The organism is Streptomyces sp. NPDC058335 (genome assembly GCF_042723915.1).
In the GTDB taxonomy this organism is placed as follows: domain Bacteria; phylum Actinomycetota; class Actinomycetes; order Streptomycetales; family Streptomycetaceae; genus Streptomyces.
The window spans coordinates 1-26,578 of record NZ_JBHXHX010000020.1 but is presented as its reverse complement, the minus strand read 5'-3'; the positions used below and the strand labels follow the sequence as shown (position 1 = coordinate 26,578).

The following is a 26,578-nucleotide window of genomic DNA, read 5'->3' as shown; positions in this document are numbered from 1 at the left end:
AAGACCCGTACGATACTTTGATGCCCCTCCCCAAAGCTGAACTGCACCTGCATATCGAAGGCACGCTGGAGCCGGAGCTGGCCTTCGAGCTGGCCGCCCGCAACGGTGTCGAGCTGCCGTACGCCGACACCGGGGCGCTCCGCGAGGCGTACCGGTTCGAGGACCTCCAGTCCTTCCTGAACCTGTACTACGAGCTGATGGCGGTCCTGCGCACCGAGCGGGACTTCGAGGACCTGGCCAACGCCTACCTCGCCCGTGCCGCCGCGCAGGGCGTGCGGCACGCGGAGATCTTCTTCGACCCGCAGGCCCACCTCGCCCGGGGCATCGGGATGGGCACGGTCGTCGAGGGCCTGTGGCGGGCGCTCGGCGGCAGCGAGGCGAACCACGGCGTCTCCACCCGGCTGATCATGTGCTTCCTGCGCGACGAGTCGGCCGGGTCCGCGCTGGAGACGCTCGACGCGGCGAAGCCGTACCTGGACCGGATCACCGGCATCGGGCTGGACTCGGCGGAGGTCGGGCATCCGCCCGTGAAGTTCCGTGAGGTCTACGAGGCCGCCGCCGCCCTCGGCCTGCGGCGGGTCGCGCACGCCGGTGAGGAGGGGCCGCCGGAGTACATCACCGAGGCCCTCGACGTCCTCGGCATCGAGCGCGTCGACCACGGGCTGCGCTGCATGGAGGACCCGGCGCTGGTGGAGCGGCTGGTGCGGGAGCGGATCCCGCTGACGCTGTGCCCGCTGTCCAACGTGCGGCTGCGGACCGTCGACGTCCTCGCCGACCACCCGCTGCCCGCGATGCTCGACGCCGGGCTGGTCTGCACGGTCAACTCCGACGACCCGGCCTATTTCGGCGGCTACGCGGGCGACAACTTCGACGCCGTACGGTCGGAGCTGGGCCTGGGCGAGGAGCGGCTGCGGGAACTGGCCCGCAACTCCTTCACCGCCTCCTTCCTGGAGGACGACGAGAAGCTGCGGGCGCGGTACCTGGCCGAGGTCGACGCGTACGAGTTCCCGTCCTAACCGTCCTGGTGGACCCGGTCCACCAGGATGTCGATGACGAGCGGGGTGCGCGGGCCGAAGCCGAGCAGGACGCCGTCCTCCATGTCGACGACGCGGCGGTTCAGGCCGGCCGGGGTCTGGGCGATGCCGGGGATCCGGAGGAGGCCGTCGAGGCCGCCGACCGACTCCAGGCCCTTGGTCATCATGAGGATGACGTCCGGCCGCGCCTGCGCGAGGGCCTCGGTGGTGATCGGGGTGAACGGCCGGTCCAGACCCGCCTCCGTGCCCGCGTCCACCGCGCCGGCCGCCGCCAGCAGCGAGTCGGCGCCGGAGCCCTTGCCGCCGATCAGGTAGACGGCCGCGCTGCCGCGCATGTAGAGGAAGGCGACCTTCGGCCTGCTGCCCTCGGGCACCCCGGCACGGGCCGCCGCCAACTCGGCGCTCATGCGCTCGTTCAGCGCCCGGCCGGCCTCCGGCACACCGAGGGCCGCCGCGATGCGGGTGGTGCGGGCGGTGACGTCGGACAGTTTCGTCGCCGGGTCCAGGACGACGACCGGGATCCCCGCGTCACGGATCTGCTGCACGGCCTCCTTCGGTCCGGTGTCGGTGTCGGCGAGCACCACCGTCGGCCGCAGCGACAGCACGCTCTCCGCGCTCACGTCGTGCGCCTTGGTGACCTGGGGGAGCTTCTTCGCCTCCTCGAAGGTGGCCGTGATGTCCCGGCCCACGACCCGGTCGCCGAGCCCGAGCGTGAACACGATCTCGGCGACGCCCCCGTTGAGCGGCAGGATGCGCGAGGCGTCCTTCACGGTCACCTTCCGCCCGTCGGAGGAATCGACGGTGACCGGCAACAGAGGTGTGGGCGGGGCGCCTCCGAGCGGCACGAGCGAGTTCTCCGCGAGCCGTTCCGCCGCGGCGGCGGCCCGCGCGCTCGCGGACCCGGGGGCGGTGTCCGACGAGGCTCCGGCCCCCTTCCCGCCGCCTCCGCAGGCCGCCGTCAGCAGGGCGAGGGCCAGTCCGAGGGCGGCGAGGCGGCCTCCCGTCCGGCGGCGGACCGAGGGGCCTCTTCCGGTTGCTCGCATCGCTTTCCCTTCCACTCGCCGACACACGGCGTCTGGCACACAGTTGAGGAATAGTTTAGGTTAGGCTTACCTTAGTATCGCGTGGTGGGGGTTTTCCATGGCATCGGCAAGTGGCCTGCGCGGCCACGGAGTTGGCTGTTTCCTCGCGGTCGTCTCGGCGTCCGTCCTGTTGCTCCCCGCCGCACCGGCGGCCGCCGCGGGCGGCTCGGCGACAGGCCCGGAGGGGCAGGAACTCACCGTGTCCAAGTCGTCCGGCCTCGCCGCGGCGGGCGAGACGGTCACCGTGACCGGCTCCGGCTACAACGCCGAGAAGGGCGTCTACGTCGCCTTCTGTGTGGACAACGGCGCCGGGAAGACGCCCACGCCCTGCGTCGGAGGCGTCGACATGTCCGGCGAGTCCGGCGCCTCCGTATGGGTCTCCTCCAACCCGCCTTCCTACGGGGAGGGCCTGGCGAAGCCCTACGGCGACAGCGGACACGAGGGCACCTTCACCGTCCGGCTCAAGGTCCGCGCCGAGGACGCCAACACCGACTGCACCGCCGCCGGTGTCACCTGCGCCGTCATCACGCGCAACGACCACACCCGGGGCGGCGACCAGAGCCAGACGGTCCGCATCCCGGTGACGTTCGGGACCGCGGGCGGCGCGGGGACCGGCAGCGGGGGTGCGTCGGCGACACCGAGCGCGAGCGCCCCGGCCGTGGCGGGCACCACCGGCACCACCGAGGCCTCCGGTACCGGCTCCGACGGCTCCATGGCGAGCACCGGCTCCGACCGCGCGCTGCCCCTCGGCCTCACCGCCGCCGGACTGGTCGCCGCCGGGACCGGGACCTGGTGGTGGGCGCGCCGCCGCCGCGCGGCCACCTCACCGGCCAACTGACGCGACCTCACACGACAGAGGGAGAACCGAACATGGCGAAGAGACCCGGCGCCGTCGCCCTGGCGGCCGGCGCCCTGTTCGCGCTGTGCGCCCCGGGAGCGGCGGCCGTACAGGCGGGCTCCGAGGGGGACCCGCCACCGCGCGAGGTGTCCGGCGGGTACGCGAACTGGGCCACGGCCGGCGCGGAGCTGACCGGCCGGGGCGTCTCGCTCGACGTCACGCGGCCGGCCGTACGGACCTCCGCGGACCGTGCCTCGTTCCCGGCGCTCGGCGGCGACACCGACCCCAGAACCGGCTCCGCCGACCTGGAGTTGGGTGGCGTCGCCCGCTTCGAAGGTCCGGCCGCGCAGCCCCTCGTCCTCGCCGGGCTGCGGCTGCGGCTGGTGGACGACGGTGGTGCGCTGTACGCCCGTACGGTCGTGGACGGCCGGGCGGGCGAACTCGCCCTGGCGGACGTCGCGCGGGGCGCGGCACCCGACGTACGGACGACCGGTGTGACCTGGACCGGGCTGCGGACGTCCCTCACCGCGGAGGGAGCGGCCCTGCTGTCCTCCTGGAGCGGCACGCAGTTCGCGGCGGGGGACGGGATCGGTGTGCTCGACGTGACGGTGGGCACCCCGGCGCCGAAACAGGAGAAGGCCCCCGAGACCCCGCGGGCCGCCTCCCCGAGCGCGAGCGCCCCGGAATCCACGGCGGACCCGAGACCGGCCGCCTCCGTCACGCACTCCACCCTCACCCCGGGCGCCGAACAGACGGTCACCGGCGAGGGGTTCGCGCCCGGAGCGGTCGTGCTGGTCGCGATCGACGGCGACACCCGGTACCAGACGGTGGCCGACGCCGACGGCCGCGTGGAGCGGGCCTTCCCGGTGTACGCCACCGCCTTCGAGGGCGAGCACACGGTCGATCTGACCGCGGTGACCGGTCGACGGGCCGCGCTGAGTGTGCCGTTCGACGTCGGCGTGCCGAACTGACCGACATGCATGCCGTTTGCAGTCGCATTCGGGAGCGGGCCACACGGTCCGCTCCCAGGCATGCCCGAAAACCCTGTCCCAGCAGGTCGGTTGAGGTCTTTCACGGTCCGTTGACAAACAGCCGGAGATCCTACTTAGGTTTGCCTTACTAAATTCCGCTCGTCGAGCCGAGAGGTCTTCCCGTCATGAGACTCACCCCCCGCACCGCCGCCCGCGCCGGTATCGCCGTCGTCGCCACCACGGCTCTCACCCTCGGCCTGGCCGGCTCCGCCTCCGCCGCCACCTCGACCCGTTCCGTCGTCGACGGCGGCACCACCTACAACCTGTCGGTGACCGCCCCCGACACCGCCGCCGCGTCCGGCCAGGTCATCACCGTCACCGGCTCCGGCTACAACACCGGCCAGGGCATCTACGTAGGCCTCTGCGTGGTCGAGGGCAACCAGGGCGACAGCAAGCCGACCCCCTGCCTCGGCGGCCAGGACGAGACCGGCTCCACCGGCGCCTCGCACTGGGTGAACAACGTCTTCGGCGGCATGTTCGCCAACAGCTCCAGGTTCGGCACCGGCGGCTCCTTCAGCGTGCAGATCTACGTCGAGGCCACCCTCGACGACGGCCGGGTCTGCGGCCAGGACGTCGACTGCGCCGTGGTGACGCGCGCCGACCACTTCGACAGCGGCGACCGCAAGTACGACGTCCACGTCCCGATCGCCTTCCAGTAGGCACCCCGGCCGGGCCCCTCACCGGGCCCGGCCTCCGGCGTCCCCCGGGTGCGGGGCGCACCCACGAGTGAGGAACCCATGAGAGACAGCGCGAAGGGCCGGCCCGGCCCGGCACGCCCCCGGCACAGACGCCCCGCGGCCCTCCTCGGCGCCGCAGCCCTGGTCGCCGCCGCGGCGACGGCCGTCACCACCGGCACCGCCGCCCAGGCCTCCGGCACACCGAAGACGGCACTCGGCAAGGACGGCCAGCGGCTCACCGTCTCCGCCTCCGCCGACCTCGCCGCGGACGGCGAGACCATTCGGGTCACCGGCTCCGGCTACGACGCCACCAAGGCCGTCTACGTCGCCCTGTGCAAGGACAACGGCGACGGCCGCGTTCCCACCCCCTGCATCGGCGGCGCCGACCAGACCGGCACCGGCAGCTCCTCGCAGTGGATCGTCCCCGAGGGCGACGTGTACGCGGGCGACCTCGCCGTGACCTGGGGAGCGGGCGGCACCTTCGACGTCGGCATCACCGTCAAGGCCAAGGACGGCAGCGTCGACTGCACCAGGGTCACCTGCTCCGTCGTCACCCGGGTCGACCACCGCAACGCGGGCGACCGCTCCCAGGACGTCCGCATCCCGGTCACCTTCGAGGGCCAGGACCCCGGCGAGGGCGACGGCGGCGGCGACGGGGTCGACGTACCCCCCGGCACCATCAGCTACGTCAGGTCGGCCGACTTCACCACCGCCGGCAAGGTCCGCGACCTGCTGCTGCACCCCGAGTCCGGGAAGCTGTACGCCGGCTCGGACGACGTCGTCGACACCGGGGACGTCAACGAGCGCGGCCTGTGGGTCCTCGACGCCGCCGACGGCACGGTCCTCACCCACCTCGCGAAGTTCCCCGGCGCGGGCGGCACGGTGACCGAACGCGTCGTCAACCAGATCGCCGGACCCCTCGCCGGGGACGGCGTCCTCTTCCACTACCCCCTGCGCGGCCTCGGCACCGCCAAGGACGGCGACCAGGCGGCCGCCACCGTGTGGCTCAACGGTGCCTCCTTCACCGCCGTCGGCGCCGGCACCAAGGCCGGCACCGCACTCGTCGCCCAGGGCGCCACGCTCTCCGAACGGGACACCACCACCGGCGCCGTCCAGCGCACCATCGCCCTCGAAGGCGGCTCCCAGCTCGGCGTCGACCCGGTCCACGAGGCCGCCTGGTCCACGGGTTCCACCGGCGGCCGGCTGCACCGCGTGGACACGTCCGACGCCACCGCGTTCACCGTCACCGCGACGGCGGCCCTCCCCGCCGGCGGCATCGGCTTCGTCGAGGCCGACCCCGCCACCGGCAACGTCTGGGTGGGCAGCGGCAACTCCGTCCTGGTCTTCGACCCGGCCGCGAAGCGACTGACCACGATCAGCGGCCCGGACGAGGCCGTGGACGTCACCTTCGACACCACCACCGGGCGCGCGTTCGTCGTCTGGCAGGACAACGGCGACACCGGCAACGGCGGCGATCAGACCAGCTCCCTCGCCGTGTACGACACGGCGACCTTCGCTCCCGCCACCGCCCCCGTGACGCTGGAGGGCAACCAGTCCCAGCTCGGCGACGCCTCCGTGGCCGCCACCCGCGGCGGCACCGCCGTGTACGTCTCCAGCCCCGCCGAGGGCAAGATCACCAAGCTCGACCTGCGGATCTCCCCCAAGGTCACCCAGGCCCCCACCGACCGCACGGTCGCCCCCGGCGACGAGGTCGCGCTGGTCGCCGCCGCCGAGGGCACCCCGCAGCCCACCGTGAGCTGGAGCGTCAGCCCCGACGGCGGCCAGACCTGGACGAAGATCGCGGACGCCACGAAGAACACGTACGCCTTCACCGCCCGCGCCGCCCAGGACGGTTACCGCTACCGCGCCGAGTTCACCAACGCGGCAGGCACCACCCGCACCACACCGGTCACCCTGACGGTCGAGGCCTCCGACGGCGGCCCGACCCCGACCACCCCGCCCTCTCCCGCGGCCCCTTCCGGCACGAGGACCGTCACGGGCACCGACGGCCAGAAGCTCACGGTCACCCCGGTCAACGACCTCGCCACCGAGAACCAGACCCTGAAGATCACCGGCTCCGGCTACGACGAGAAGAAGGGCGTCTACGTCGCCCTCTGCGTCGACAACGGCCCCGGTGAACTGCCCACCCCGTGCGTCGGCGGGGTGGACATGACCGGCGGCTCGCACAGTTCGGCGTGGATCTCCTCCAACCCGCCGGAGTACGGCCAGGACCTGGCGACCCCGTACGGCACCGGCGGCACCTTCGAGGTGGAGCTGACCGTCGATGCCAAGGACGCGTACACGGACTGCTTCAAGGCGACCTGCGTCCTGGCCACCCGCGCCGACCACACCCTCTCCGGCGACCGCTCCCAGGACGTGAAGGTCCCGGTCAGCTTCACCGGCCAGGACCCGGTCGACACGGACGGGAACCCGACGGACCCGGGAGGCACGGCCGGCGGCACGACCGGTGGCACATCCGGCGGCTCGACGGGCGGCACCGGCACCACGGGCGGCACCGGCACCACCACGACCGGAGGCACCGGCAACACCACCACCACAACCACCGGCGGCAGCCTCGCCGCCACCGGGGCCACGATCGGCACGGCGGCCGGAGCGGCCCTGCTGCTCACGGCGACAGGCTGGTACCTCCGCAGACGCGTGCGGGCAGCGGCCGACAGCTAGACCCCGGCCCCCGGCGCGCTTCCCGCGCGCCGGGGCCCGGCCGTGTCGTACGCCCCCCGGCTGGACACACCCGCCGGAACGTCCACCGGAATCTCCACGACCGCCTGTTCCGCCGCGCCCACCCGGGGCACCGCCCCGCTGGGCGTGCCGGTGGACGCGGCGAGGAGGGCCGCCGGGGTCCCGCCGCGCCGCCGGACCGCGCCCGGCAGCAGCGGACGTCCGCCCGTGTGCAGCGCGACGACGGTCATCGGCACGGCCACGACCAGCAGCCCGGCGCCCAGCACCAGCCCCATCACCGGGAAGCCGGCCTGCGCCGACAGGACACTCCCGGTGAGCGGCCCCGCCGCCGTCCCCAGCGAGGACGCCGAGCCGACGAGGACCGCCCAGCGCCCGCGCGGGTCGAGCGAGGCGGCCAGCCCGATCAGATAGGACAGCACGATCGGGTAGAAGACGTTCCAGGCGATCTCCCCGGCCGCGAAACTCACCGGCCCGGTCGCCGACGCGCTCGCCACGACGCACCCGGCGATCAGCACGGTCCCGCCGCCGATGGGCAGCGCCCGTCCCAGCCGCGCCCCCAGCGCCCCCGCCCCCAGCACGCCCAGCAGCCCGGCGCCGAGCGCCACGGCGAAGACGACGCCGACGGCGGCCTCGCTCAGCTGCGCCTGCGTGAGACCGATGCGCCCGCTGACCCCCCACAGGGAGTTCTGCACCAGCGACCAGAACGGCATGGCGGCGACCAGCAACAGCCCGGACCGCAGCTGCGGCAGCCGCGCGGACCCGCCCTCGCACCGGGCCGGGACAACGGGGGCACGTCCCGGAAGCCGCCCGGTCAGCGGCCACACGGCGACGGCGGTGAGGGCGATCGCGGCCAGTGGCTGCCCGTGCCCGGGGCCGAGGTGCGGCACCGTCAGATAGACGGCACCCGCGAGCGCGGACACCCCGAGCAGACCGAGCGTGGAGGCGCGGTGCGGGTCGGGCTCGGCGGCGATCCGGGTGGCGGCGACGGTGGTGGCCGTACCGGACCCGAATCCGCCGAGAACGGCACCCGCGATGACCGCCGGGACGCTTCCGGCGAGGGCGGCCCCGCCGTACCCGACGACGGCGAGTACCAGCCCGATCCGGGCCAGGGTGCGGGCCCCGACCCGCTCGACGCGCGAGGCCAGCGCGAACCCGGCCGAGGCCGAACCCAGCAGCAGCGCACTGCCGACGGCACCGGCCTGCGTGGCCGACAGGGGAAGCCCCGAGTCCAGCCGTCCCACGACGGTCGGCAGGAGGTAGGGAGCGAGATACCCGGCCGTGAAAAGGGCGACGAGGGGCCAGGGAGTGGTGCGGGGCGCGAACACGGGCGTTCCAGGGCAGGCGAAAGGAGCGGCTCGGAAAGAGAGGGGGAGGGGCGACGACCGTCGACGGACAGGAACGCGCGGCCAATTTGTATCAAGCACGCAGTTCTCAGCAGAAGCCGGGAGAGAGTGATCTGAGTCACTTGACGTTTGATCACCAGCACTCCGGGTAAACAGTGCGCCCTTTTCCGATGTCCGCCGCGGGGTCCGTTGACGCGGAGGATCCATGTATCTAGCGTGCATCTCCATACATGGACGACTTTCACATAGGGAGATGGCCGGGTGGACCTCACCATCAAGGACGTACGGCTGACGCCGATCCTGATCGCCGACCCGCCCCTCCTCAACACGCAGGGCGTGCACCAGCCGTACACCCCGCGCCTGATCGTGGAGGTCGTCACGGCGGACGGCGTCACGGGCGTCGGTGAGACCTACGGCGACACCAAGTACCTGGACCTGGCCCGCCCCTACGCGAAGAAGCTGGTCGGCCGGCAGATCAGCGATGTGAACGGTCTGTTCACCCTCGGGGACGAGGTGGACGTGGACCGGTCACGGATCTCCGAGCAGGTGGACGTCGGCGGCCTGCGGGGCGTCCAGACGGCCGACAAGCTGCGCCTGTCCGTGATCTCGGCCTTCGAGGTCGCCTGCCTGGACGCCCTCGGCAAGACCCTCGGCCTGCCGGTGCACGCACTCCTCGGCGGCAAGGTGCGCGACGCCGTCGAGTACAGCGCGTACCTCTTCTACAAGTGGGCGGACCACCCCGAGGCGGTGCCCCACGAGAAGGACGACTGGGGCGCGGCGATCGACCCGGCCGGCATCGTGGAGCAGGCCCGGACGTTCAAGGAGCGGTACGGATTCACCTCCTTCAAGCTCAAGGGCGGTGTCTTCCCGCCGGACGAGGAGATCGCGGCCGTACGCGCTCTCGCCGAGGCGTTCCCCGGCCACCCCCTGCGCCTGGACCCCAACGGCGCCTGGAGCGTGGAGACCTCACTGCGTGTGGCCCGTGAACTCCGGGACGTCCTCGAGTACCTGGAGGACCCGGCGCTGGGCACCCCGGCCATGGCCGAAGTGGCGGCGGGAACGGACGTACCGCTCGCGACGAACATGTGCGTGACGACGTTCGCGGAGATCAAGGAGGCCTTCGCCCGCGACGCCGTCCAGGTGGTCCTGTCCGACCACCACTACTGGGGCGGACTGCGCAACACCCAGCACCTGGCCGCGATCTGCCGCACCTTCGGCGTCGGGGTGTCGATGCACTCCAACACCCACCTGGGCATCAGCCTCGCCGCCATGACCCACGTGGCCGCCACCGTCCCCGACCTCCACCACGCCTGCGACTCCCACTACCCCTGGCAGTCCGAGGACGTCCTGACCGACCGCCTCACCTTCACCGACGGCAGGATCACCGTCTCCGACACCCCGGGCCTGGGCGTCGAGCTGGACAAGGACCGGCTCCAGCACCTCCACCGACGCTGGCTGGAGGACAAGGGCACCTACCACGACCGCGACGACGCATCGGCGATGCGAGCGGCGACCCCGGCCTGGACGACACCATCGGTACCCCGCTGGTAGGCCCTGCACCACACAACGAAAGGGACAGCCGCGATCCACCGGGAGCGGGCCGCGGCGGTGCGTCGAAAGCCCGTCGCGTAGCCCGTCTCTGCCCGTCGAACCATCCCGCCGAACCATGAATGGGAACGGCAGTACGCCCAACTGGCGACGGGCTGGACACACCGCCACGTCCCCGCCCCCCACGTACCCGCGCGCACCCCCCGACGACACCCCGCCCCACCCCCGACGCCGTCCCCTTGTCAGCCCCGTGGTGCACACTGGCCGAATCGGCACCACGTCAGGGAGCACACCGTGACCGCGTCCACCGGAGAGGGACACCACCGCCACCCACGCCAGGCCCAGGTGGACCCCCTGGCCGCCCGGCGCGCCCCCACGGACCCGCCGTGGGACGTCTACCTCACCGGCACCGTCTTCCTCGACATCATCTTCACCGGCCTGGACTCCGCCCCCGTCCGCGGCACCGAGTCCTGGGCCCGAGGCATGGGCTCCAGCCCCGGCGGCGTGGCCAACATGGCAGCCGCCCTGGCCCGCCTGGGCCTGCGGACCTCCCTGGCCGCGGCCTTCGGCGACGACCACTACGGCGAGTACTGCTGGGACACCCTCGAGCAGGGGGAGGGCATCGACCTGACCGCGTCCCGCACGGTCCCCGGCTGGCACTCCCCGGTCACGGTCTCGATGGCGTACGAGGGCGAGCGCACGATGGTCTCCCACGGGCACGAACCGCCCCCGGAGGAGCCCGCCCCGGCCTCCCCGCCGCACGCCAGAGCGGCCGTGGCCTCGCTGGTCCCCGGCAAGCGGGCACCCTGGATCGCGCAGGCGGCGAGCCGCGGCACCCGCGTCTTCGCCGACGTCGGATGGGACGACACGGGCGCCTGGGACCTGGCGGGCCTGGCCGACCTGGAGCACTGCGAGGCGTTCCTGCCGAACGCGCAGGAGGCCATGCGCTACACGGGCGCCACCTGCCCGCGCGCCGCGGCCCGCGCGTTGACCGAGCACGTACCGCTCGCCGTGGTCACCCTCGGCGCGGAGGGCGCGTACGCGGTGGACGGCCGCACGGGCGAGACCGCGGAGGTCCCCGCGATCGCCGTCGAGGCGCTCGACCCCACCGGTGCGGGGGACGTCTTCGTGGCCGGTTTCGTCACGGGCACGCTGGCGGACTGGCCGCTCGCGGACCGCCTGGCGTTCGCCGGCCTGACCGCCGCGCTGTCGGTACAGGAGTTCGGCGGCTCGCTGTCCGCGCCCGGCTGGTCCGAGGTCGCCGCGTGGTGGCGCCGCGTGCAGTCGGTCGAGGGCCAGAACCCGGAGGCACTGCGCCGGTACGCGTTCCTGGAGGACCTGCTCCCCACTCAGGAGGCGACCCCGTGGCCTCGCCGCAGAGCGGTCCCCACGATCGGCTTCGGCCGCTCGGCCTGAGGCAACCCGCCATCCGCGCCCTCCGCCGGAGGCCTCCCCGTTCGAAAAGCCCTACGGCGTTGTCAGCCCCCTGACGTACCCTGGAAACCGCCAGGCTGCCCTCGTGGCAGGCGAGACGCATCCGGGAGGACGTAGAGGCCTTCGGGCCGGCCTATGACTCAGACACCGACAGCTCACACGCCCGCGCAGGGCGAGGCGAGAGCACAGTTCACCGTTCCCGCCCAGCACCCGATGGTGACCGTGCTGGGGTCCGGAGATTCCCTTCTGCGCGTGATCGAGACGGCCTTCCCGGCGGCCGACATCCATGTCCGGGGCAATGAGATCAGCGTGGTCGGCGACCCGCGAGAAGTCGCCATGATCCAGCGCCTGTTCGACGAGATGATGCTGGTGCTCCGCACCGGGCAGCCGATGACGGAGGACGCAGTGGAACGCTCGATCGCCATGTTGCGGGTGAGTGAGAACGGGGCGGGCGACGGTCCGGAGACCCCGGCCGAGGTACTGACGCAGAACATCCTGTCGTCCCGCGGCCGCACCATCCGCCCCAAGACCCTCAACCAGAAGCGGTACGTCGATGCGATCGACAAGCACACGATCGTCTTCGGCATCGGCCCGGCCGGCACCGGCAAGACCTACCTGGCGATGGCCAAGGCGGTCCAGGCCCTCCAGTCGAAGCAGGTCAACCGCATCATCCTGACCCGCCCGGCGGTCGAGGCCGGTGAGCGCCTGGGCTTCCTGCCCGGCACGCTCTACGAGAAGATCGACCCGTACCTGCGCCCGCTGTACGACGCGCTGCACGACATGCTGGACCCGGACTCGATCCCGAAGCTGATGGCTTCGGGGACGATCGAGGTGGCGCCGCTGGCATACATGCGGGGCCGTACGTTGAATGACGCTTTCATCATCCTGGACGAGGCTCAGAACACGAGTCCGGAGCAGATGAAGATGTTCCTCACCCGGCTCGGCTTCGACTCGAAGATCGTGATCACGGGTGACGTGACGCAGGTCGACCTGCCGAGCGGGACCAAGTCCGGGCTGCGTCAGGTCCAGGACATCCTGGAGGGCCTGGACGACGTCCACTTCTCCCGGCTGTCGTCCCAGGACGTCGTACGGCACAAGCTGGTGGGCCGTATCGTCGACGCGTACGAGAAGTACGACGACACGCACGGCACGGAGAACGGCACGCACAAGGGCGGCCGCGGGAAGTCCGGGCACAAGGGGAAGTAGACCGAGCACCACCATGTCGATCGACGTCAACAACGAGTCCGGAACCGAGGTCGACGAGCAGGCGATCCTCGACATCGCCCGCTACGCCCTCGCGCGGATGCGCATCCACCCGCTCTCCGAACTGTCGGTGATCGTCGTGGACGCCGACGCCATGGAACAGCTGCACATCCAGTGGATGGACCTGCCGGGGCCGACCGACGTCATGTCCTTCCCGATGGACGAGCTGCGTCCGCCGTCGAAGGACGACGACGAGCCCCCGCAGGGCCTCCTCGGCGACATCGTGCTGTGCCCCGAGGTCGCGAAGAAGCAGGGTGACGAAGCGCCGACGCAGCACTCCATGGACGAGGAGCTCCAGTTGCTCACCGTCCACGGAGTGCTGCACCTGCTGGGCTACGACCACGAGGAGCCCGACGAGAAGGCCGAGATGTTCGGTCTCCAGGCGGCCATCGTGGACGGCTGGCGTGCGGAGAAGGGCATCACCGGCCCCTCCCCGGCCCCGACCGTCTCATGAGCCTCCCCCTCGTCTCCGGGGCGATCGCCCTGGTCGTCGTCGCCTGGCTCGCCGCCTGCGCGGAGGCGGGCCTCGCGCGCGTCTCCAGTTTCCGCGCGGAGGAATCCGTCCGCTCCGGCCGGCGCGGCAGCGCGAAACTCGCCCAGGTCGCGGCCGACCCGACCCGCTATCTCAACGTGGCGCTGCTGGTCCGCGTGGTCTGCGAGATGGCGGCGGCCGCGCTGGTCACCTACGCCTGCCTGAAGGCGATCGACGGCACGACGCCCGCGCTGCTGGCCGCGATCGGCGTGATGGTCCTCGTGTCGTACGTCGCGGTGGGTGTCTCCCCGCGCACCATCGGCCGCCAGCACCCGCTGAACACGGCGACGGCGGCGGCATACGTGCTGCTGCCGCTGGCGCGGATCATGGGCCCGATCCCGTCGCTGCTGATCCTCATCGGCAACGCGCTCACGCCCGGCAAGGGTTTCCGGCGCGGCCCGTTCGCCTCCGAGGCGGAGCTGCGCGCGCTGGTCGACCTCGCGGAGAAGGAGTCGCTGATCGAGGACGACGAGCGCCGGATGGTGCACTCGGTCTTCGAGCTGGGCGACACGCTCGTGCGCGAGGTGATGGTGCCGCGCACCGACCTGGTCGTCATCGAGCGGTACAAGACGATCCGCCAGGCCCTCACCCTCGCCCTGCGCTCCGGCTTCTCCCGGATACCGGTCACCGGGGAGAGCGAGGACGACATCGTCGGGATCGTGTACCTCAAGGACCTGGTCCGCAGGACGCACATCAGCCGGGACGCGGAGAGCGACCTGGTGTCGACGGCGATGCGGCCCGCCGCGTTCGTCCCCGACACCAAGAACGCCGGCGACCTGCTCCGCGAGATGCAGCAGGAGCGCAACCACGTGGCCGTCGTCATCGACGAGTACGGCGGCACCGCGGGCATCGTCACCATCGAGGACATCCTCGAGGAGATCGTCGGGGAGATCACCGACGAGTACGACCGTGAACTCCCGCCCGTCGAGGAGCTGGGCGAGGACCGCTACCGGGTCACCGCCCGCCTCGACATCACCGACCTCGGCGAGCTGTACGGCCTCGAGGAGTACGACGACGAGGACGTGGAGACCGTCGGCGGACTGCTCGCGAAGGCGCTGGGCCGAGTGCCGATCGCCGGGGCCTCCTCGACCGTCGAGCTGCCCGACGGCCGCACCCTGCGGCTGACGGCGGAGGCCGCAGCCGGCCGCCGGAACAAGATCGTGACGGTGCTGGTGGAGCCGGTGGAGCCGCCGAAGGACGAGGAGGCGGAGTGACGCCCCAGGAGCTGCGCGGTCTCTGTCTGTCGTTCGACGCGGTCGTGGAGGACTTTCCGTTCCGCCCGGAGATCTCGGTGTTCAAGGTCGGCGGCAAGCTGTTCGCGCTGACGAGCCTGGACGCGAAGCCGTTGACGGTGAACCTCAAGTGCGACCCGGAGGACGCGATCCGCCTGCGCGGGGAGTACCCCGGCCTGATCGCGCCCGGGTATCACATGAACAAGCGGCACTGGAACACGGTGACCGTCGACGGCGCCCTCCCCGACGGGCTGGTCCGGGAGCTGGTGGAGGACTCCTACGACCTGGTGGTGGCCGGTCTGCCGCGGGCGGAGCGGCTCCGCCTCGACCGGCCCTGAGACCCGGTCCCGAAGACCCGGCCGTGACCCTGCCCCTGAGCGTCTGCCGGGGTGGGCGCTTCGTATGCTCGGGGCATGACCGACATCAACGCGCTTGACCCCGAGGACCGCAAGATCGTCACCCTGGCCCGTTCGGCGCGGGTCCGCAACGGGGTGCCCGAGGGGGCTGCCGTACGGGACGAGACGGGACGTACCTACGTCGCCGGGACGGTGGATCTGCCCTCGCTGAAGCTGAGCGCGGTGCAGACGGCGGTGGCGATGGCGGTGGCGTCGGGGGCGGAGTCGTTGGAGGCGGCCGCGGTGGTGACGTCCGCGGAGGTTGCCGCCGAGGCGGATCTCGCCGCTGTCGCCGACCTCGGTGGGCCGGGGACGCCGCTGCTGCTGGCCGGGCCCGACGGTGTTGTCCGGGCGGCCGTCTCCGCAGGCTGAGCCGCCGTCCTCAGGTCGGCCGGAATTCAACCTTGTCGTTCCTCCGCCACCACGCGTCAATGGAACCGTAAATCCGACGGACCGTCAGCTGTACTCCCCATCGGCACCGGTGACCGCACCCACCCGTCCCGCTTCGGCTGTCCGTCTCCCCACATCCGGGAAGGAGCCGGAAACTCCATGAGAGGCAAGCGAATCGGATCAGGTGCGGCACTGCTGGCGGGGACCCTCGCGGTCACCGGGCTGGCGCTCGCACCCTCTGCCGCCGCCGTCACTCCGACGACGGCGACCGTCACCGCGAACTGCGGTCTGTTCGGCGGGGGTGCGGCCACGCTCACGGCCACCCAGAGCGGCACCTCCGCCACCCTCAAGCTGTCGTCCACCGCGATCACCGCGCCGATCGCGATCAACGCGAACAGCATCACCTCCACGCTCACGATGGCGAACTCGACCGGTGCCGCCAGAGTCTTCACCGGTACCGTCAATCCCGCCATGGCCGTCGGCGCCCCGATCGTGGTCGGGCCGCTCGCCGGGACCGTGGCCTCCGGTGACAAGCTGGACTTCTACCAGGGCTCCCTGAAGATGGTCGTCTTCGGGATCACCGTCACCTGCACGGCGACCGGGCCGCAGTCGCCGGGACCGTTCGTGTTCGCCTGACCGCAGTAGTGAACAGAGCCATGGAGCCGTCAGTTTCCCTGCGGGACCGGGAAGCTGACGGTTCGTCAGTTCAGCGTGCCGTGTCCATTGACTTCTCACGCGATCCCCCTCTCAATGCCCCCTGTCGGCGCAGACGAGCCGCTGCGCCCGCATCCCTCAGGAGGGGGCACCCATGGGCCCGACACCTCAGAGTTCCCGAAGATCCCGCAGGCGGCACTGGACCGCGCTGCTCGGGGCGACCGCCCTCGCGGTCACCGCGGGCGGAGCGCTGGCGGCGCCCGCCGCCGTCGCCGCGGCGGTGGACGTGGACTTCCCGACGCACTGCGTCCCGCCGCCCATCGCGGGCATCCCGCCGATCGACGGCACCACCACCGGAAAGATCACGGTGGACGACGCCACTCCCCAGGTCGGCGACACCGTCACCGTGACCTACACGGTGGTCAAGCCTGCCGCGAGCAACCCGACCGACCTCGCCCTGCCGGCCGACATCATGACGCCCACGGGCAAGGTCACCCTGGGCGGGGCGCAGACCGGCAGCGTCACCGTCGCGGGGCCGAGGAAGAACGACCCGGTGCCCGGCAAGGGCCCCTTCCCGTCGTTCTCCATGACCGGCACCTTCACCGTCACCGCACCCGGCGCGATCACCCTGTCGCCCGGCGACTACAACATCCACACCAGCTACATCCTGGAACTGGACACCCCCTGCACGGTGACCAGCCCGCCCGCTCCGGTGTCGGAGACGGTCACGGCGGGGGACAACCCGCCCGCCAACACCCGTGCCATCTCGCTGAGTTCGGCCTCCGGCGCGCCGGGTGCCGCGGTGACCGTCACGGGCAGCGACTTCACGCCGGGCGCGACCGTCACCCTCGCCGGACGCTCCGGCAGCGCCCAGACCGCGGACACGGCCACCGTGACCGCGAACGCGCAGGGCGGCTTCAGCGGCTCCCTCGCCGTCGCCGACCGCACCACGACCGGGGTGGTGGCCTACGAGGGCGGCGCGTGGAGCGCGGACAAGGGCGCCGGGCCCGTCGCCTATGTCGTCCTCGACGACACGCCCGTACCCGACGGGAGTCAGAAGCTGACGACGACCGTGAAGGCGGGCACCCTGTCGATGGCGCAGGCCGGCGACGCCGTCCAGCTGTCGGCGGTCGACTTCGGCACCGGCGGCGCCTCGACCGGCACCCTGAGGACGGTGACGGTCAAGGACTTCCGCGGCGGCCCCGCGGGCTGGTCGCTGACCGGCAAGGTCACCGACTTCACCGGACCCGGCGCCAAGATCGACGCCGGCAGGCTGAGCTGGACCCCCGCGTGCGCGACCGACGCGGGCAGCCCGAGCACCTGCCGGGCCGGTTCGGCGGGCGTGGTGGGCACGGCCGGGGCGACCCTGGCCTCCGCCCCCGACGCCACGCTCACCGGCGGCGAGTTCACCGCCGACGCCCAGCTCTCCCTCGACGTACCGGCGTTCACGCCCCCGGGCACGTACGCCGGCGTCCTGACCCTCACGCTCACCTGACCCACGTCCACCGGTGGCCGGGCGCCCCCTCCGCACGGGTCCGCACCCGCCCGACCACCCCGCCGTGCCCGATGTCCGCGGGGGTCCGCACCCATGCGCAAGCCGTACGCCCTTCTCCTGCCGCTCCTGCCGCTCCTGCTCCTCGCCGCCCCGGCCCGCGCCGCCGACAACGGCAGCTGGTCCGTGCAGCCCGTCTCCTCGGCCGTCGCCGCGCGGCCGTACTTCTACGTCTCCGCCGACCGGGGCCAGACGGTCGAGGACAAGGTCGTCGTCGTCAACAAGACGGACGAACCCCTCACCTTCCGGCTCTACGCCGCCGACGCCTACAACACCGCGCGGGACGGCGGATTCGCCGTACGGACGCCGGGGGAGCGGATGCGGGGCGTGGGGGCGTGGGCGAAACCCGCGAAGGACCGGGTCACCGTGCCCGGCCGGAAGTCGGTCACCGTGCCGTTCACGATCCGGGTGCCCGCGGACGCCGAGCCCGGCGACCATCCGGGCGCGATCGTGGCGCTCGACGAGCGCGTGGAGCAGGCCGACGGCGGAGTCGCGCTCGGGGTGCGGCGGGCCGTCGGCGCCCGCGTCTACCTCCAGGTCGGCGGTCCGAAGCTGCCCGCGCTCGCCGTCGAGGACGTCCGCCTCGGCCACGACCGGCCGCTCGTCCCCGGCCTCGGCGACAGCACGGCGACGATCTCCTACACGCTGCACAACACGGGCAACGTCACCCTCGATCCGAAGGTGGAGCTACGGGCCCGCGGCCTCTTCGGCCGTACGCTGCTGGCCCGCGACCTGACCGCGGTGCCCTCCGAGCTGCTGCCCGGCCAGCGCGTCCGGCTCACCGAACCCTGGCGGGACGCGCCCCAGTTCGACTGGGGGGACGTGACGCTGACCGCGAGCGCCAGGGACACCCGCGAGTCGGCGAGCACGTCGTTCCTCGCGCTGCCCTGGCTGGTGGTGGCGGTGGCGTTCCTCGCCGGCCTGGTCGGCGGGGTGCTGCTGGTCAGAGCGCGTCGGGACCGCGCTCGCCGGTCCGGACCCGGACGACCGTCTCGACCGGCACGGACCACACCTTTCCGTCGCCGATCTTCCCCGTCTGCGCGGCCTTGACGATCGCGTCGATGACGGTTTCGGAGTCGGCGTCCTCGACGACGACCTCGATCCGGACCTTGGGCACGAGGTCGACCTGGTACTCGGCCCCGCGGTACACCTCGGTGTGGCCGCGCTGCCGGCCGTAGCCGCTGGCCTCGGTGACGGTCAGACCGTGCACGCCCAGCTCCTGGAGGGCGGTCTTGACCTCGTCGAGGCGGTACGGCTTCACGATCGCGGTGATGAGCTTCATGCCTGGGGCTTGACCTTCTGAGCGGAGGGGACGGAGGACGCGCCGACCGGGGCGCCGTGGCCCAGGACGCCGTGATCGTATGCGGTCTCGGCGTGCACCGTAAGGTCCAGGCCGGTGTGCTCGTGCTCCTCGTCCGCCCGGAAGCCGAGCGTGCGGTCGAGCAGCTTGGCGATGCCGTACGTCATCAGGAAGGCGTACGCACCGACGGCGAGGACGGCCACCAGCTGCTTGCCGAGCTGGGCGAGGCCGCCGCCGTACAGCAGGCCCTCCGGGCCGCCGGTCATCGACTCGACGGCGAAGACGCCGATGAGGAGGGTGCCGATCACCCCGCCGACCAGGTGGACCCCGACGACGTCGAGGGAGTCGTCGTAGTTCAGCTTGAACTTCCAGCCGACGGCGTAGGAGCAGACGATGCCGGCGGCGAGGCCGACGGCCAGGGCGCCGAGCAGGGAGACCGAGCCGCAGGACGGGGTGATCGCGACCAGGCCCGCGACCGCGCCGGAGGCCGCGCCCAGGGTGGTGGGGTGCCCGTCGCGCTTCTGCTCGACGAAGAGCCAGCCGAGCAGGCCGGTGCAGCCGGCGGTGAGGGTGTTGAGGAAGGCGGCGGCCGCGAGGCCGTTCGCGCCGAGGGCCGAGCCCGCGTTGAAGCCGAACCAGCCGAACCACAGCAGGCCGGCGCCCAGCATGACCATGGGCAGGTTGTGCGGACGCATCGCGTCCTTCTTGAACCCGAGGCGCGGGCCGAGGACCAGGCACAGCGCCAGGCCCGAGGCACCCGAGGTGATCTCCACCGGGAGTCCGCCCGCGAAGTCGAGGGCGCCGAGACCGCTCAGGATCCAGCCGTCCGGGCCCCACACCCAGTGCGCGACGGGAACGTATACGAGGAGGGCCCAGACGGGCACGAAGACCAGCCAGGCCCCGAACTTCGCGCGGTCCGCGATCGCGCCGCTGATCAGGGCCGCCGTGATGACCGCGAAGGTGAGCTGGAAGGTGGCGAACAGCAGGGTCGGCACGGTGCCCTGCACGCTGTCCGGGCCGAGACCGGCCATCCCGGCGTGCTCCAGGGTGCCGATGAGTCCGCCGCCGGCGTCCGGGCCGAAGGCGAGGGAGTATCCGGCGGCCAGCCACACCACGGTGACCAGCGCGATCGACACGAAGCTCATCATCAGCATGTTGAGGACGCTCTTCGTGCGGACCATGCCGCCGTAGAACAGGGCGAGGCCCGGCGTCATCAGCAGGACGAGGGCGGTGGCGGCGAGCAGCCAGGCGGTGTCGCCGGTGTCGATCCGAGCGGCGGCGAGGGTCACGGTCGTCTCCAACGGTGTGGGGGCTCGTCAGAGATTCACGGGCATGCGTTTCCGGTCGCGTACGGGTGTGTTTCCATGACGTTTCATTGCGTACGGGTTTCTGGAAACTCACGTCCGGGAGTGCTCTCGGGCGGTTGTACGGCAGGGCTTCGTGGATCAGGGAGAATGGGCGGCATGAGCGTTCGTACCCAGTCATCCGAACAGCCGGCCGAGGCCGCCCACCGGGCCGGCTTCGCCTGCTTCGTCGGCCGCCCCAACGCGGGCAAGTCCACCCTCACGAACGCTCTGGTCGGGACGAAGGTGGCCATCACCTCCAACCGTCCGCAGACCACCCGGCACACGGTCCGGGGCATCGTGCACCGGCCGGACGCGCAGCTGATCCTCGTGGACACCCCGGGGCTCCACAAGCCGCGCACCCTGCTGGGCGAGCGGCTGAACGACGTCGTACGCACCACCTGGGCCGAGGTCGACGTCATCGGCTTCTGCCTGCCGGCCAACGAGAAGCTGGGCCCCGGCGACCGGTTCATCGCCAAGGAGCTGGCCGGGATCAAGCGGACGCCGAAGGTCGCGGTCGTGACGAAGACCGACCTCGTGGACTCCAAGACGCTCGCCGAGCAGCTCATCGCGATCGACCAGCTCGGCAAGGAGCTGGGCATCGAGTGGGCCGAGATCGTGCCCGTCTCCGCCGTCGGCGACCAGCAGGTCCAGCTGCTCGCCGACCTGCTGATCCCGATGCTGCCGGAGAGCCCGCCGCTGTACCCCGAGGGCGACCTGACGGACGAGCCCGAGCAGGTGATGGTCGCTGAGCTGATCCGCGAGGCGGCGCTGGAGGGCGTCCGCGACGAGCTGCCGCACTCCATCGCGGTCGTCGTGGAGGAGATGCTCCCGCGCGAGGACCGCCCCGCGGACAAGCCGCTCCTCGACATCCACGCGAACATCTACATCGAGCGCCCCAGCCAGAAGGGCATCATCATCGGCCCGAAGGGCAAGCGCCTCAAGGACGTCGGCATCAAGTCCCGCAAGCAGATCGAGGCACTCCTCGGCACAGCCGTCTTCCTGGACCTGCATGTGAAGGTCGCGAAGGACTGGCAGCGGGATCCGAAGCAGTTGCGGAAGCTGGGGTTCTAGGGTTCGCGGAGGGTCGGCGTGGGTCTCGGGTGTCGGGTGCAGGTCGAGGTGCTGCTCGGCATGGCTGCCGCGCGGCGGTAGCCGCACCTTGAGGCAGCCTGAGCGCCTTCAGGGAGCCCTCGGCGAGCGCGCAGGCCCGGGGGTCCGGGGGCGGAGCCCCAGGGTCGGGACGGGAAGGGGCGGAGGGGGCGAAACCGCGCGGTCGGCCGGACCCGCCTCCCTTCCTCACCTCTGGGCCCGCAGGACCTCCCGCAGCCACGCGTACGACGCCTTGGGCGTGCGCTTCAGGGTGCCGGGGTCGGAGAAGTCCACGTGGACCAGGCCGAAGCGGCGTTCGTAGCCCTCCGCCCATTCGAAGTTGTCCAGCAGCGACCACACGAAGTAGCCGCGTACGTCCACGCCCGCCTCCACCGCCCGGTGCAGGGCGCGCAGGTGGCCGTCGAGGTAGGCGATGCGGTCCTGGTCGTCGATGCCGGGGTAGCTGCACCCGTTCTCGGTGATGACGACCGGCGGGAGGCGGTCGCCGTAGCGCTCCTTGAAGCCGGTGAGCAGTTCCGTCAGGCCTTCCGGCACCACCGGCCAGCCGAAGTCGGTGACCGGGACGTCCTCGATCTGCCGGACCGTGAAGGGGAGTTCGGCCGGAATGCGCACCCCGCCGAACTCGATCTCGGTGCCCTGCGGGGCGCCGACGCGGGTGGGGGCGTAGTAGTTGATGCCGTAGAAGTCGAGGGGTTCCGCGATGACCTTCAGGTCGGACGCCACGTCGCCGGGCATCGACTCGCCGAGTCCTTCGGGGTACTCGCCGAGCAGGAGCGGGTCCGCGAAGAGGCGGTTCAGCAGGACGTCGTAGAAGGCGGCGGCCTCCAGGTCGGCGGGTTCCCGTGAGGCGGGCCAGGTGGGGCCGTGGGAGTTGGCGATGCCGATGTCCCGGGCGCCCGCCGCCCGCAGGGCCTGGACGGCGAGGCCGTGGGCGAGGAGTTGGTGGTGGGCGACCGGGAGGGCGTCGAACATCAGCTGCCGGCCGGGGGCGTGGGTGCCCAGGGCGTGGCCCAGCAGGGTGTGTTCGGCGGGCTCGTTGACGGTGATCCACTTGTGCACGCGGTCGCCGAGGCGGTCCACGACGACGGAGACGTACTCGGCGAAGCGGTACGCGGTGTCCCGTTCCAGCCAGTCCAGCCGGGCCGGCAGGTCCCAGTGGAAGAGGGTCGGGACCGGGCGCACGCCGGCCGCCAGCAGCTCGTCCACCAGGCGTTCGTAGAAGTCGAGCCCGCCGGGGGAGTTCACCCGGGGCCAGGACACCGAGAAGCGGTAGGCGTCCACGCCCAGGCCGGACAGGAGCGCCACGTCCTCGGTGTGGCGGTGGTAGTGGTCGCAGGCCACCGCGGCCGTGGAGCCGTCCTTGACCCGCCCCGGCTCGGCCGTGAAGGCGTCCCAGACGGACGGCTCGCGCGCGTCCGTCGCGCCCTCGATCTGGTGGGCGGAGGTCGAGACGCCCCACAGGAAGCCGGCCGGGAACCGGGGTATCGGGTTCGTCGCACCGCGCGGATCAGTCGCCATGGACGCGATCATCCGTACCGCCGGTAAGGGAAGTCAACGCCCCAGCGTGAACTGCCGGTTACGCCCCCTCCTTGAGCACGCGCGAGATCAGCTCGCGCTGTTCCGGGGTGAGCCGGGGATCGGCCGCGTACACCGTCCTGCCGCCCACCGTGATCTCGTAGCTGAACCCGTCCGGGACCCCGGCCGGCCGGGACCGGTGGCCGTCCGCCAGCGCCTGCTCGGCCAGGGCCTCCCAGGCGCGGGCATCGGGCCGCCCCGAGGTGTCCACCTCGGCGCCGCGCTCGATGCCCGCGAACCCGCCCGTGCGTCTCACGTGAATCCGCATGGGATCGTGTCTAGTACGGATCTACAGGATCCGCACCCCCACCCGCTCCCACGCCTTCTCCACGGCCTGGAACTCCTCGCCGCCGTCGCCGAAGCGCTCCCGCGCGGCCTTCACGGTGAGCTTCGCGAAGTCGGTGAAGAACGCCCTCTCCGACAGTTCGCCGCCGGTCAGCACGTCGTACCAGACCTGGCCCGCCTTCTCCCAGGCGAAGCCGCCGAGGGCGGTGGCGGCCAGGTAGAACGCGTGGTTGGGGATGCCGGAGTTGATGTGGACGCCGCCGTTGTCGCGGCCGGTGCGGACGTAGTCGTCCATGGTCGCGGGCTGCGGGTCCTTGCCGAGCACGTCGTCGTCGTACGCGGTGCCGGGGGCCTTCATGGAGCGCAGGGCCTGGCCGGTCACGTTCGGGGCGAGCAGCTCGGCGCCGATCAGCCAGTCGGCCTCGGCGGCGGTCTGGCTCAGCGTGTACTGCTTGATGAGCGCGCCGAAGACGTCGGACATCGATTCGTTGAGGGCGCCCGGCTGGCCGTAGTAGGTGAGGTTCGCCGTGTACTGGGTGACGCCGTGGGTCAGCTCGTGGCCGATCACGTCGATGGAGCTGGTGAAGTCGACGAAGATCTCGCCGTCGCCGTCGCCGAACACCATCTGCTCGCCGTTCCAGAAGGCGTTGTTGTAGTCCTCGTCGTAGTGGACGGTGGCGTCCAGCGGCAGGCCGTCGCCGTCGATCGAGTGACGGCCGTAGGCCTTGAGGAAGTGCTCGAAGGTGGCGCCGAGGCCCGCGTAGGCGCGGTTCACCGTGGCGTCCTGGCCCGCGTCCTCGCCCTCGCCGCGGACCTTGGTGCCCGGCAGGACCGTGCCGTGCCCGGCGTCGTACACGGTGCGCAGCGGCTGGTCCGACGGTGCCTTCGCCGCCGGGGCCGCCGCGAGGCGGAACTCGCTGGTCACGCGGCGCCGGGAGCGCAGCTCGCTGTCGCGCACCAGGGTGCGCCGTGCGGGTCCGGAGAGGGCGGGGTCGTCGCTGCGCGCCAGGCGGTCGAGGACATGGGGCGGAACGACGGTGCAGAAGACGGGCTCGAGGCCCCCGTGAGTCGTCATGCCCGGCACCTTCGCACCGTGTGACAGCCCTGTCACCATCGGCAACCATGATTGGTGAAATACGCTGACAAAGGGCACTGAGCTGTACCGGCCAGTGGTATACGGCACTTTTCACCCGGTTCGTCCGCCCGGTCCCGCATACTGGAACAGGCCCACGCGCCCCGTGGGGCTCGGCTAAAGTGCGGAGCACTATGCGTTTCGGGCTGCTTCTCCTTAGCTGCCGCGGCGAGGGCCTGTAGTCGAGGCCGACTCCCTCCCCGCGGAGCTTGGCAATGCGTCGGCCGTCCTTGTCGGACACCCTGAGGAGCCACCGCATCATGGCGAACCGCCAGCAGCCCAGTTCCATGCCGATCCACAAGTACGGGCAGTACGAGCAGGTCGACATCCCCGACCGCACCTGGCCCGGCCGGCGGATCACCGTCGCCCCCCGCTGGCTCTCCACCGACCTGCGTGACGGCAACCAGGCCCTGATCGACCCGATGTCGCCCGAGCGCAAGCGCCGGATGTTCGACCAGCTGGTCAAGATGGGCTACAAGGAGATCGAGGTCGGCTTCCCGGCCTCCGGTCAGACCGACTTCGACTTCGTGCGCTCGATCATCGAGGAAGAGGGCGCGATCCCGGACGACGTCACGATCTCCGTGCTGACCCAGGCCCGCGAGGACCTGATCGAGCGCACCGTGGAGTCCCTGAAGGGCGCCAGGCGCGCCACCGTCCACCTGTACAACGCGACCGCGCCGGTCTTCCGCCGGGTCGTGTTCCGCGGCTCCAAGGACGACATCAAGCAGATCGCCGTGGACGGCACCCGCCTGGTCATGGAGTACGCGGAGAAGCTGCTGGGCCCGGAGACCGAGTTCGGCTACCAGTACTCGCCGGAGATCTTCACCGACACCGAGCTGGACTTCGCGCTGGAGGTCTGCGAGGCGGTGATGGACGTCTACCAGCCCGGCCCCGGCCGCGAGATCATCCTGAACCTGCCGGCCACCGTCGAGCGCTCGACGCCCTCCACCCACGCCGACCGCTTCGAGTGGATGAGCCGCAACCTCTCCCGCCGCGAGCACGTCTGCGTCTCGGTCCACCCGCACAACGACCGCGGTACGGCCGTCGCCGCCGCCGAGCTGGCGCTGATGGCCGGCGCCGACCGCGTCGAGGGCTGCCTGTTCGGCCAGGGCGAGCGCACCGGCAACGTCGACCTGGTGACCCTGGGAATGAACCTGTTCTCGCAGGGCGTCGACCCGCAGATCGACTTCTCCGACATCGACGAGATCCGTCGCACGTGGGAGTACTGCAACCAGATGGAGGTCCACCCGCGCCACCCGTACGTGGGCGACCTGGTCTACACGTCCTTCTCCGGCTCCCACCAGGACGCCATCAAGAAGGGCTTCGACGCGATGGAGGCCGACGCGGCCGCCAAGGGCGTCACCGTGGACGACATCGAGTGGGCCGTGCCGTACCTGCCGATCGACCCGAAGGACGTCGGCCGCTCGTACGAGGCCGTCATCCGGGTCAACTCGCAGTCCGGCAAGGGCGGTATCGCGTACGTCCTGAAGAACGACCACAAGCTGGACCTGCCGCGCCGGATGCAGATCGAGTTCTCGAAGATCATCCAGGCGAAGACGGACGCCGAGGGCGGCGAGGTCACCGGCGGTGACATCTGGGCGACCTTCCAGGACGAGTACCTGCCCAACCCCGAGAACCCGTGGGGCCGCATCCAGGTCCGCAACGGCCAGTCGACCACCGACACCGACGGCGTGGACACCCTCACCGTGGAAGCGGTCGTCGACGGCGAGGACACCGTCCTGTCCGGCTCGGGCAACGGTCCGATCTCGGCCTTCTTCAACGCCCTGGAATCCATCGGCATCGACGTACGCCTGCTGGACTACCAGGAGCACACGATGAGCGAGGGAGCCTCCGCGCAGGCCGCCTCGTACATCGAATGCGCGATCGGCGACAAGGTCCTGTGGGGCATCGGCATCGACGCCAACACGACGAGGGCCTCGCTGAAGGCCGTCGTGTCCGCCGTCAACCGCGCGACGCGCTGATCGTCCGCATCGGGAGTTTGCGGGCCCCGGCCGCCCGGAACGGCGGCCGGGGCGCCGGCGGATATAGGGCCACCCTCCCTGGAGGTGACGGAAAAGTCTCGTACGGGGTGCAGTAAGCGCCGCAAATATTTGGCTAACAACAC

General features: G+C 71.7%; 24 protein-coding genes. 17 read left to right on the top strand and 7 right to left on the bottom strand.

What is annotated here, in order from left to right; genetic code table 11:
• Positions 1–20 precede the first annotated feature (20 nt).
• Complete coding sequence (locus ACFWJX_RS31925) at positions 21–1,016, top strand: adenosine deaminase (protein WP_383249809.1); 996 nt, start codon at positions 21–23, stop codon at positions 1,014–1,016.
• Here ACFWJX_RS31925 and ACFWJX_RS31920 read toward each other — a convergent pair.
• On the bottom strand, positions 1,013–2,077 hold the full coding sequence (locus ACFWJX_RS31920) for a hemin ABC transporter substrate-binding protein (protein WP_383249808.1): 1,065 nt from the start codon (positions 2,075–2,077) through the stop codon (positions 1,013–1,015). The genes ACFWJX_RS31925 and ACFWJX_RS31920 overlap by 4 nt on opposite strands.
• A 97-nt stretch (positions 2,078–2,174) precedes the next feature.
• Between ACFWJX_RS31920 and ACFWJX_RS31915 the strand changes: the two genes are divergently transcribed.
• The 4 genes from ACFWJX_RS31915 (at position 2,175) to ACFWJX_RS31900 (ending at position 7,344) form a co-directional block, all read left to right on the top strand.
• Positions 2,175–2,954 carry a hypothetical protein gene (locus ACFWJX_RS31915; protein ID WP_383249807.1) on the top strand — a complete coding sequence of 260 codons (780 nt, stop codon included), beginning with the start codon at positions 2,175–2,177 and terminating at the stop codon, positions 2,952–2,954.
• Between the two features lie 32 nt (positions 2,955–2,986).
• The gene (locus ACFWJX_RS31910) at positions 2,987–3,925 is read left to right on the top strand and encodes an HtaA domain-containing protein (protein ID WP_383249806.1); all 939 of its coding nucleotides are present in this window, start codon (positions 2,987–2,989) and stop codon (positions 3,923–3,925) included.
• A 185-nt stretch (positions 3,926–4,110) separates the two neighbouring features.
• A complete protein-coding gene (locus ACFWJX_RS31905) occupies positions 4,111–4,644 on the top strand; it encodes a hypothetical protein (RefSeq protein ID WP_383249805.1) in 534 nt (177 codons plus the stop codon).
• 78 nt (positions 4,645–4,722) lie between these two features.
• A complete protein-coding gene (locus ACFWJX_RS31900; protein WP_383249804.1) occupies positions 4,723–7,344 on the top strand; it encodes an immunoglobulin I-set domain protein in 2,622 nt (873 codons plus the stop codon).
• On the opposite strand, the gene ACFWJX_RS31895 is transcribed toward ACFWJX_RS31900, so the two are convergent.
• Entirely contained in the window at positions 7,341–8,687 is a 1,347-nt protein-coding gene (locus tag ACFWJX_RS31895; protein WP_383249803.1) for an MFS transporter, read from the bottom strand. The two genes, ACFWJX_RS31900 and ACFWJX_RS31895, sit on opposite strands and share 4 nt — an antisense overlap.
• 279 nt (positions 8,688–8,966) lie before the next feature.
• On the opposite strand from ACFWJX_RS31895, the gene ACFWJX_RS31890 reads away from it, so the two are divergent.
• The 10 genes from ACFWJX_RS31890 to ACFWJX_RS31845 all read left to right on the top strand — a co-directional run bounded on the left by ACFWJX_RS31890 (position 8,967) and on the right by ACFWJX_RS31845 (position 18,755).
• Positions 8,967–10,256: a glucarate dehydratase family protein gene (locus ACFWJX_RS31890; RefSeq protein WP_383249802.1), complete on the top strand. Its 1,290-nt coding sequence runs from the start codon at positions 8,967–8,969 to the stop codon at positions 10,254–10,256.
• A gap of 291 nt (positions 10,257–10,547) precedes the next feature.
• The gene (locus ACFWJX_RS31885) at positions 10,548–11,669 is read left to right on the top strand and encodes a carbohydrate kinase family protein (RefSeq protein WP_383249801.1); all 1,122 of its coding nucleotides are present in this window, start codon (positions 10,548–10,550) and stop codon (positions 11,667–11,669) included.
• A gap of 153 nt (positions 11,670–11,822) precedes the next feature.
• Entirely contained in the window at positions 11,823–12,893 is a 1,071-nt protein-coding gene (locus ACFWJX_RS31880) for a PhoH family protein (RefSeq protein WP_383249800.1), read from the top strand.
• A gap of 13 nt (positions 12,894–12,906) precedes the next feature.
• On the top strand, positions 12,907–13,404 hold the full coding sequence (ybeY, locus tag ACFWJX_RS31875) for an rRNA maturation RNase YbeY (RefSeq protein ID WP_383249799.1): 498 nt from the start codon (positions 12,907–12,909) through the stop codon (positions 13,402–13,404).
• Complete coding sequence (locus tag ACFWJX_RS31870) at positions 13,401–14,696, top strand: hemolysin family protein (protein WP_383249798.1); 1,296 nt, start codon at positions 13,401–13,403, stop codon at positions 14,694–14,696. The genes ybeY and ACFWJX_RS31870 overlap by 4 nt, the downstream gene beginning before the upstream one ends.
• Positions 14,693–15,052, top strand: coding sequence for an MmcQ/YjbR family DNA-binding protein (locus ACFWJX_RS31865; RefSeq protein WP_383249797.1), 360 nt, complete (start codon positions 14,693–14,695; stop codon positions 15,050–15,052). The genes ACFWJX_RS31870 and ACFWJX_RS31865 overlap by 4 nt, the downstream gene beginning before the upstream one ends.
• A 75-nt stretch (positions 15,053–15,127) precedes the next feature.
• Complete coding sequence (locus tag ACFWJX_RS31860) at positions 15,128–15,481, top strand: cytidine deaminase (protein WP_383249796.1); 354 nt, start codon at positions 15,128–15,130, stop codon at positions 15,479–15,481.
• A 177-nt stretch (positions 15,482–15,658) separates the two neighbouring features.
• Positions 15,659–16,135 carry a hypothetical protein gene (locus ACFWJX_RS31855; RefSeq protein ID WP_383249795.1) on the top strand — a complete coding sequence of 159 codons (477 nt, stop codon included), beginning with the start codon at positions 15,659–15,661 and terminating at the stop codon, positions 16,133–16,135.
• Positions 16,136–16,307: 172 nt separating this feature from the next.
• Positions 16,308–17,648, top strand: a complete 1,341-nt coding sequence (locus tag ACFWJX_RS31850) for a beta-xylosidase (protein WP_383249794.1) — start codon at positions 16,308–16,310, stop codon at positions 17,646–17,648.
• Positions 17,649–17,741: 93 nt separating this feature from the next.
• Positions 17,742–18,755 (top strand): WxL protein peptidoglycan domain-containing protein, encoded by a 1,014-nt coding sequence (locus ACFWJX_RS31845; protein ID WP_383249793.1) that lies wholly within the window; start codon positions 17,742–17,744, stop codon positions 18,753–18,755.
• Here the strand turns inward: ACFWJX_RS31845 and ACFWJX_RS31840 are convergent.
• Both ACFWJX_RS31840 and ACFWJX_RS31835 read right to left on the bottom strand, forming a co-directional pair.
• A complete protein-coding gene (locus ACFWJX_RS31840; RefSeq protein ID WP_355903421.1) occupies positions 18,649–18,987 on the bottom strand; it encodes a P-II family nitrogen regulator in 339 nt (112 codons plus the stop codon). The two genes, ACFWJX_RS31845 and ACFWJX_RS31840, sit on opposite strands and share 107 nt — an antisense overlap.
• Positions 18,984–20,294, bottom strand: a complete 1,311-nt coding sequence (locus tag ACFWJX_RS31835) for an ammonium transporter (protein WP_383249792.1) — start codon at positions 20,292–20,294, stop codon at positions 18,984–18,986. Before ACFWJX_RS31835 ends, ACFWJX_RS31840 begins: the two co-directional genes overlap by 4 nt.
• Positions 20,295–20,468: 174 nt before the next feature.
• Between ACFWJX_RS31835 and era the strand changes: the two genes are divergently transcribed.
• Positions 20,469–21,422 carry a GTPase Era gene (gene era, locus ACFWJX_RS31830; protein ID WP_383249791.1) on the top strand — a complete coding sequence of 318 codons (954 nt, stop codon included), beginning with the start codon at positions 20,469–20,471 and terminating at the stop codon, positions 21,420–21,422.
• Between the two features lie 225 nt (positions 21,423–21,647).
• Here the strand turns inward: era and ACFWJX_RS31825 are convergent, their stop codons facing one another.
• The 3 genes from ACFWJX_RS31825 to ACFWJX_RS31815 are packed head-to-tail and all read right to left on the bottom strand — an operon-like array spanning position 21,648 to position 24,396.
• Positions 21,648–22,979, bottom strand: coding sequence for a GH1 family beta-glucosidase (locus ACFWJX_RS31825; protein ID WP_383249790.1), 1,332 nt, complete (start codon positions 22,977–22,979; stop codon positions 21,648–21,650).
• 58 nt (positions 22,980–23,037) lie between these two features.
• Positions 23,038–23,304: a protealysin inhibitor emfourin gene (locus ACFWJX_RS31820; RefSeq protein ID WP_383249789.1), complete on the bottom strand. Its 267-nt coding sequence runs from the start codon at positions 23,302–23,304 to the stop codon at positions 23,038–23,040.
• Positions 23,305–23,325: 21 nt separating this feature from the next.
• Positions 23,326–24,396, bottom strand: coding sequence for a M4 family metallopeptidase (locus ACFWJX_RS31815; RefSeq protein WP_383249788.1), 1,071 nt, complete (start codon positions 24,394–24,396; stop codon positions 23,326–23,328).
• Positions 24,397–24,713: 317 nt separating this feature from the next.
• On the opposite strand from ACFWJX_RS31815, the gene leuA reads away from it, so the two are divergent.
• Positions 24,714–26,435, top strand: coding sequence for a 2-isopropylmalate synthase (gene leuA / locus ACFWJX_RS31810; RefSeq protein WP_383249787.1), 1,722 nt, complete (start codon positions 24,714–24,716; stop codon positions 26,433–26,435).
• The last annotated feature ends 143 nt before the right edge of the window (positions 26,436–26,578 follow it).

Coding starts and splice junctions, on each gene's coding strand:
- ACFWJX_RS31905 (WP_383249805.1), top strand. CDS start 4,111: ATGAGACTCACCCCCCGCACCGCCGCCCGCGCCGGTATCGCCGTCGTC.
- leuA (WP_383249787.1), top strand. CDS start 24,714: ATGGCGAACCGCCAGCAGCCCAGTTCCATGCCGATCCACAAGTACGGG.
- ACFWJX_RS31880 (WP_383249800.1), top strand. CDS start 11,823: ATGACTCAGACACCGACAGCTCACACGCCCGCGCAGGGCGAGGCGAGA.
- ACFWJX_RS31855 (WP_383249795.1), top strand. CDS start 15,659: ATGAGAGGCAAGCGAATCGGATCAGGTGCGGCACTGCTGGCGGGGACC.
- ACFWJX_RS31850 (WP_383249794.1), top strand. CDS start 16,308: ATGGGCCCGACACCTCAGAGTTCCCGAAGATCCCGCAGGCGGCACTGG.
- ACFWJX_RS31825 (WP_383249790.1), bottom strand. CDS start 22,979: ATGGCGACTGATCCGCGCGGTGCGACGAACCCGATACCCCGGTTCCCG.
- ACFWJX_RS31915 (WP_383249807.1), top strand. CDS start 2,175: ATGGCATCGGCAAGTGGCCTGCGCGGCCACGGAGTTGGCTGTTTCCTC.
- ACFWJX_RS31870 (WP_383249798.1), top strand. CDS start 13,401: ATGAGCCTCCCCCTCGTCTCCGGGGCGATCGCCCTGGTCGTCGTCGCC.
- ACFWJX_RS31840 (WP_355903421.1), bottom strand. CDS start 18,987: ATGAAGCTCATCACCGCGATCGTGAAGCCGTACCGCCTCGACGAGGTC.
- era (WP_383249791.1), top strand. CDS start 20,469: ATGAGCGTTCGTACCCAGTCATCCGAACAGCCGGCCGAGGCCGCCCAC.
- ybeY (WP_383249799.1), top strand. CDS start 12,907: ATGTCGATCGACGTCAACAACGAGTCCGGAACCGAGGTCGACGAGCAG.
- ACFWJX_RS31860 (WP_383249796.1), top strand. CDS start 15,128: ATGACCGACATCAACGCGCTTGACCCCGAGGACCGCAAGATCGTCACC.
- ACFWJX_RS31900 (WP_383249804.1), top strand. CDS start 4,723: ATGAGAGACAGCGCGAAGGGCCGGCCCGGCCCGGCACGCCCCCGGCAC.
- ACFWJX_RS31845 (WP_383249793.1), top strand. CDS start 17,742: ATGCGCAAGCCGTACGCCCTTCTCCTGCCGCTCCTGCCGCTCCTGCTC.
- ACFWJX_RS31910 (WP_383249806.1), top strand. CDS start 2,987: ATGGCGAAGAGACCCGGCGCCGTCGCCCTGGCGGCCGGCGCCCTGTTC.
- ACFWJX_RS31925 (WP_383249809.1), top strand. CDS start 21: ATGCCCCTCCCCAAAGCTGAACTGCACCTGCATATCGAAGGCACGCTG.
- ACFWJX_RS31920 (WP_383249808.1), bottom strand. CDS start 2,077: ATGCGAGCAACCGGAAGAGGCCCCTCGGTCCGCCGCCGGACGGGAGGC.
- ACFWJX_RS31820 (WP_383249789.1), bottom strand. CDS start 23,304: ATGCGGATTCACGTGAGACGCACGGGCGGGTTCGCGGGCATCGAGCGC.
- ACFWJX_RS31815 (WP_383249788.1), bottom strand. CDS start 24,396: ATGACGACTCACGGGGGCCTCGAGCCCGTCTTCTGCACCGTCGTTCCG.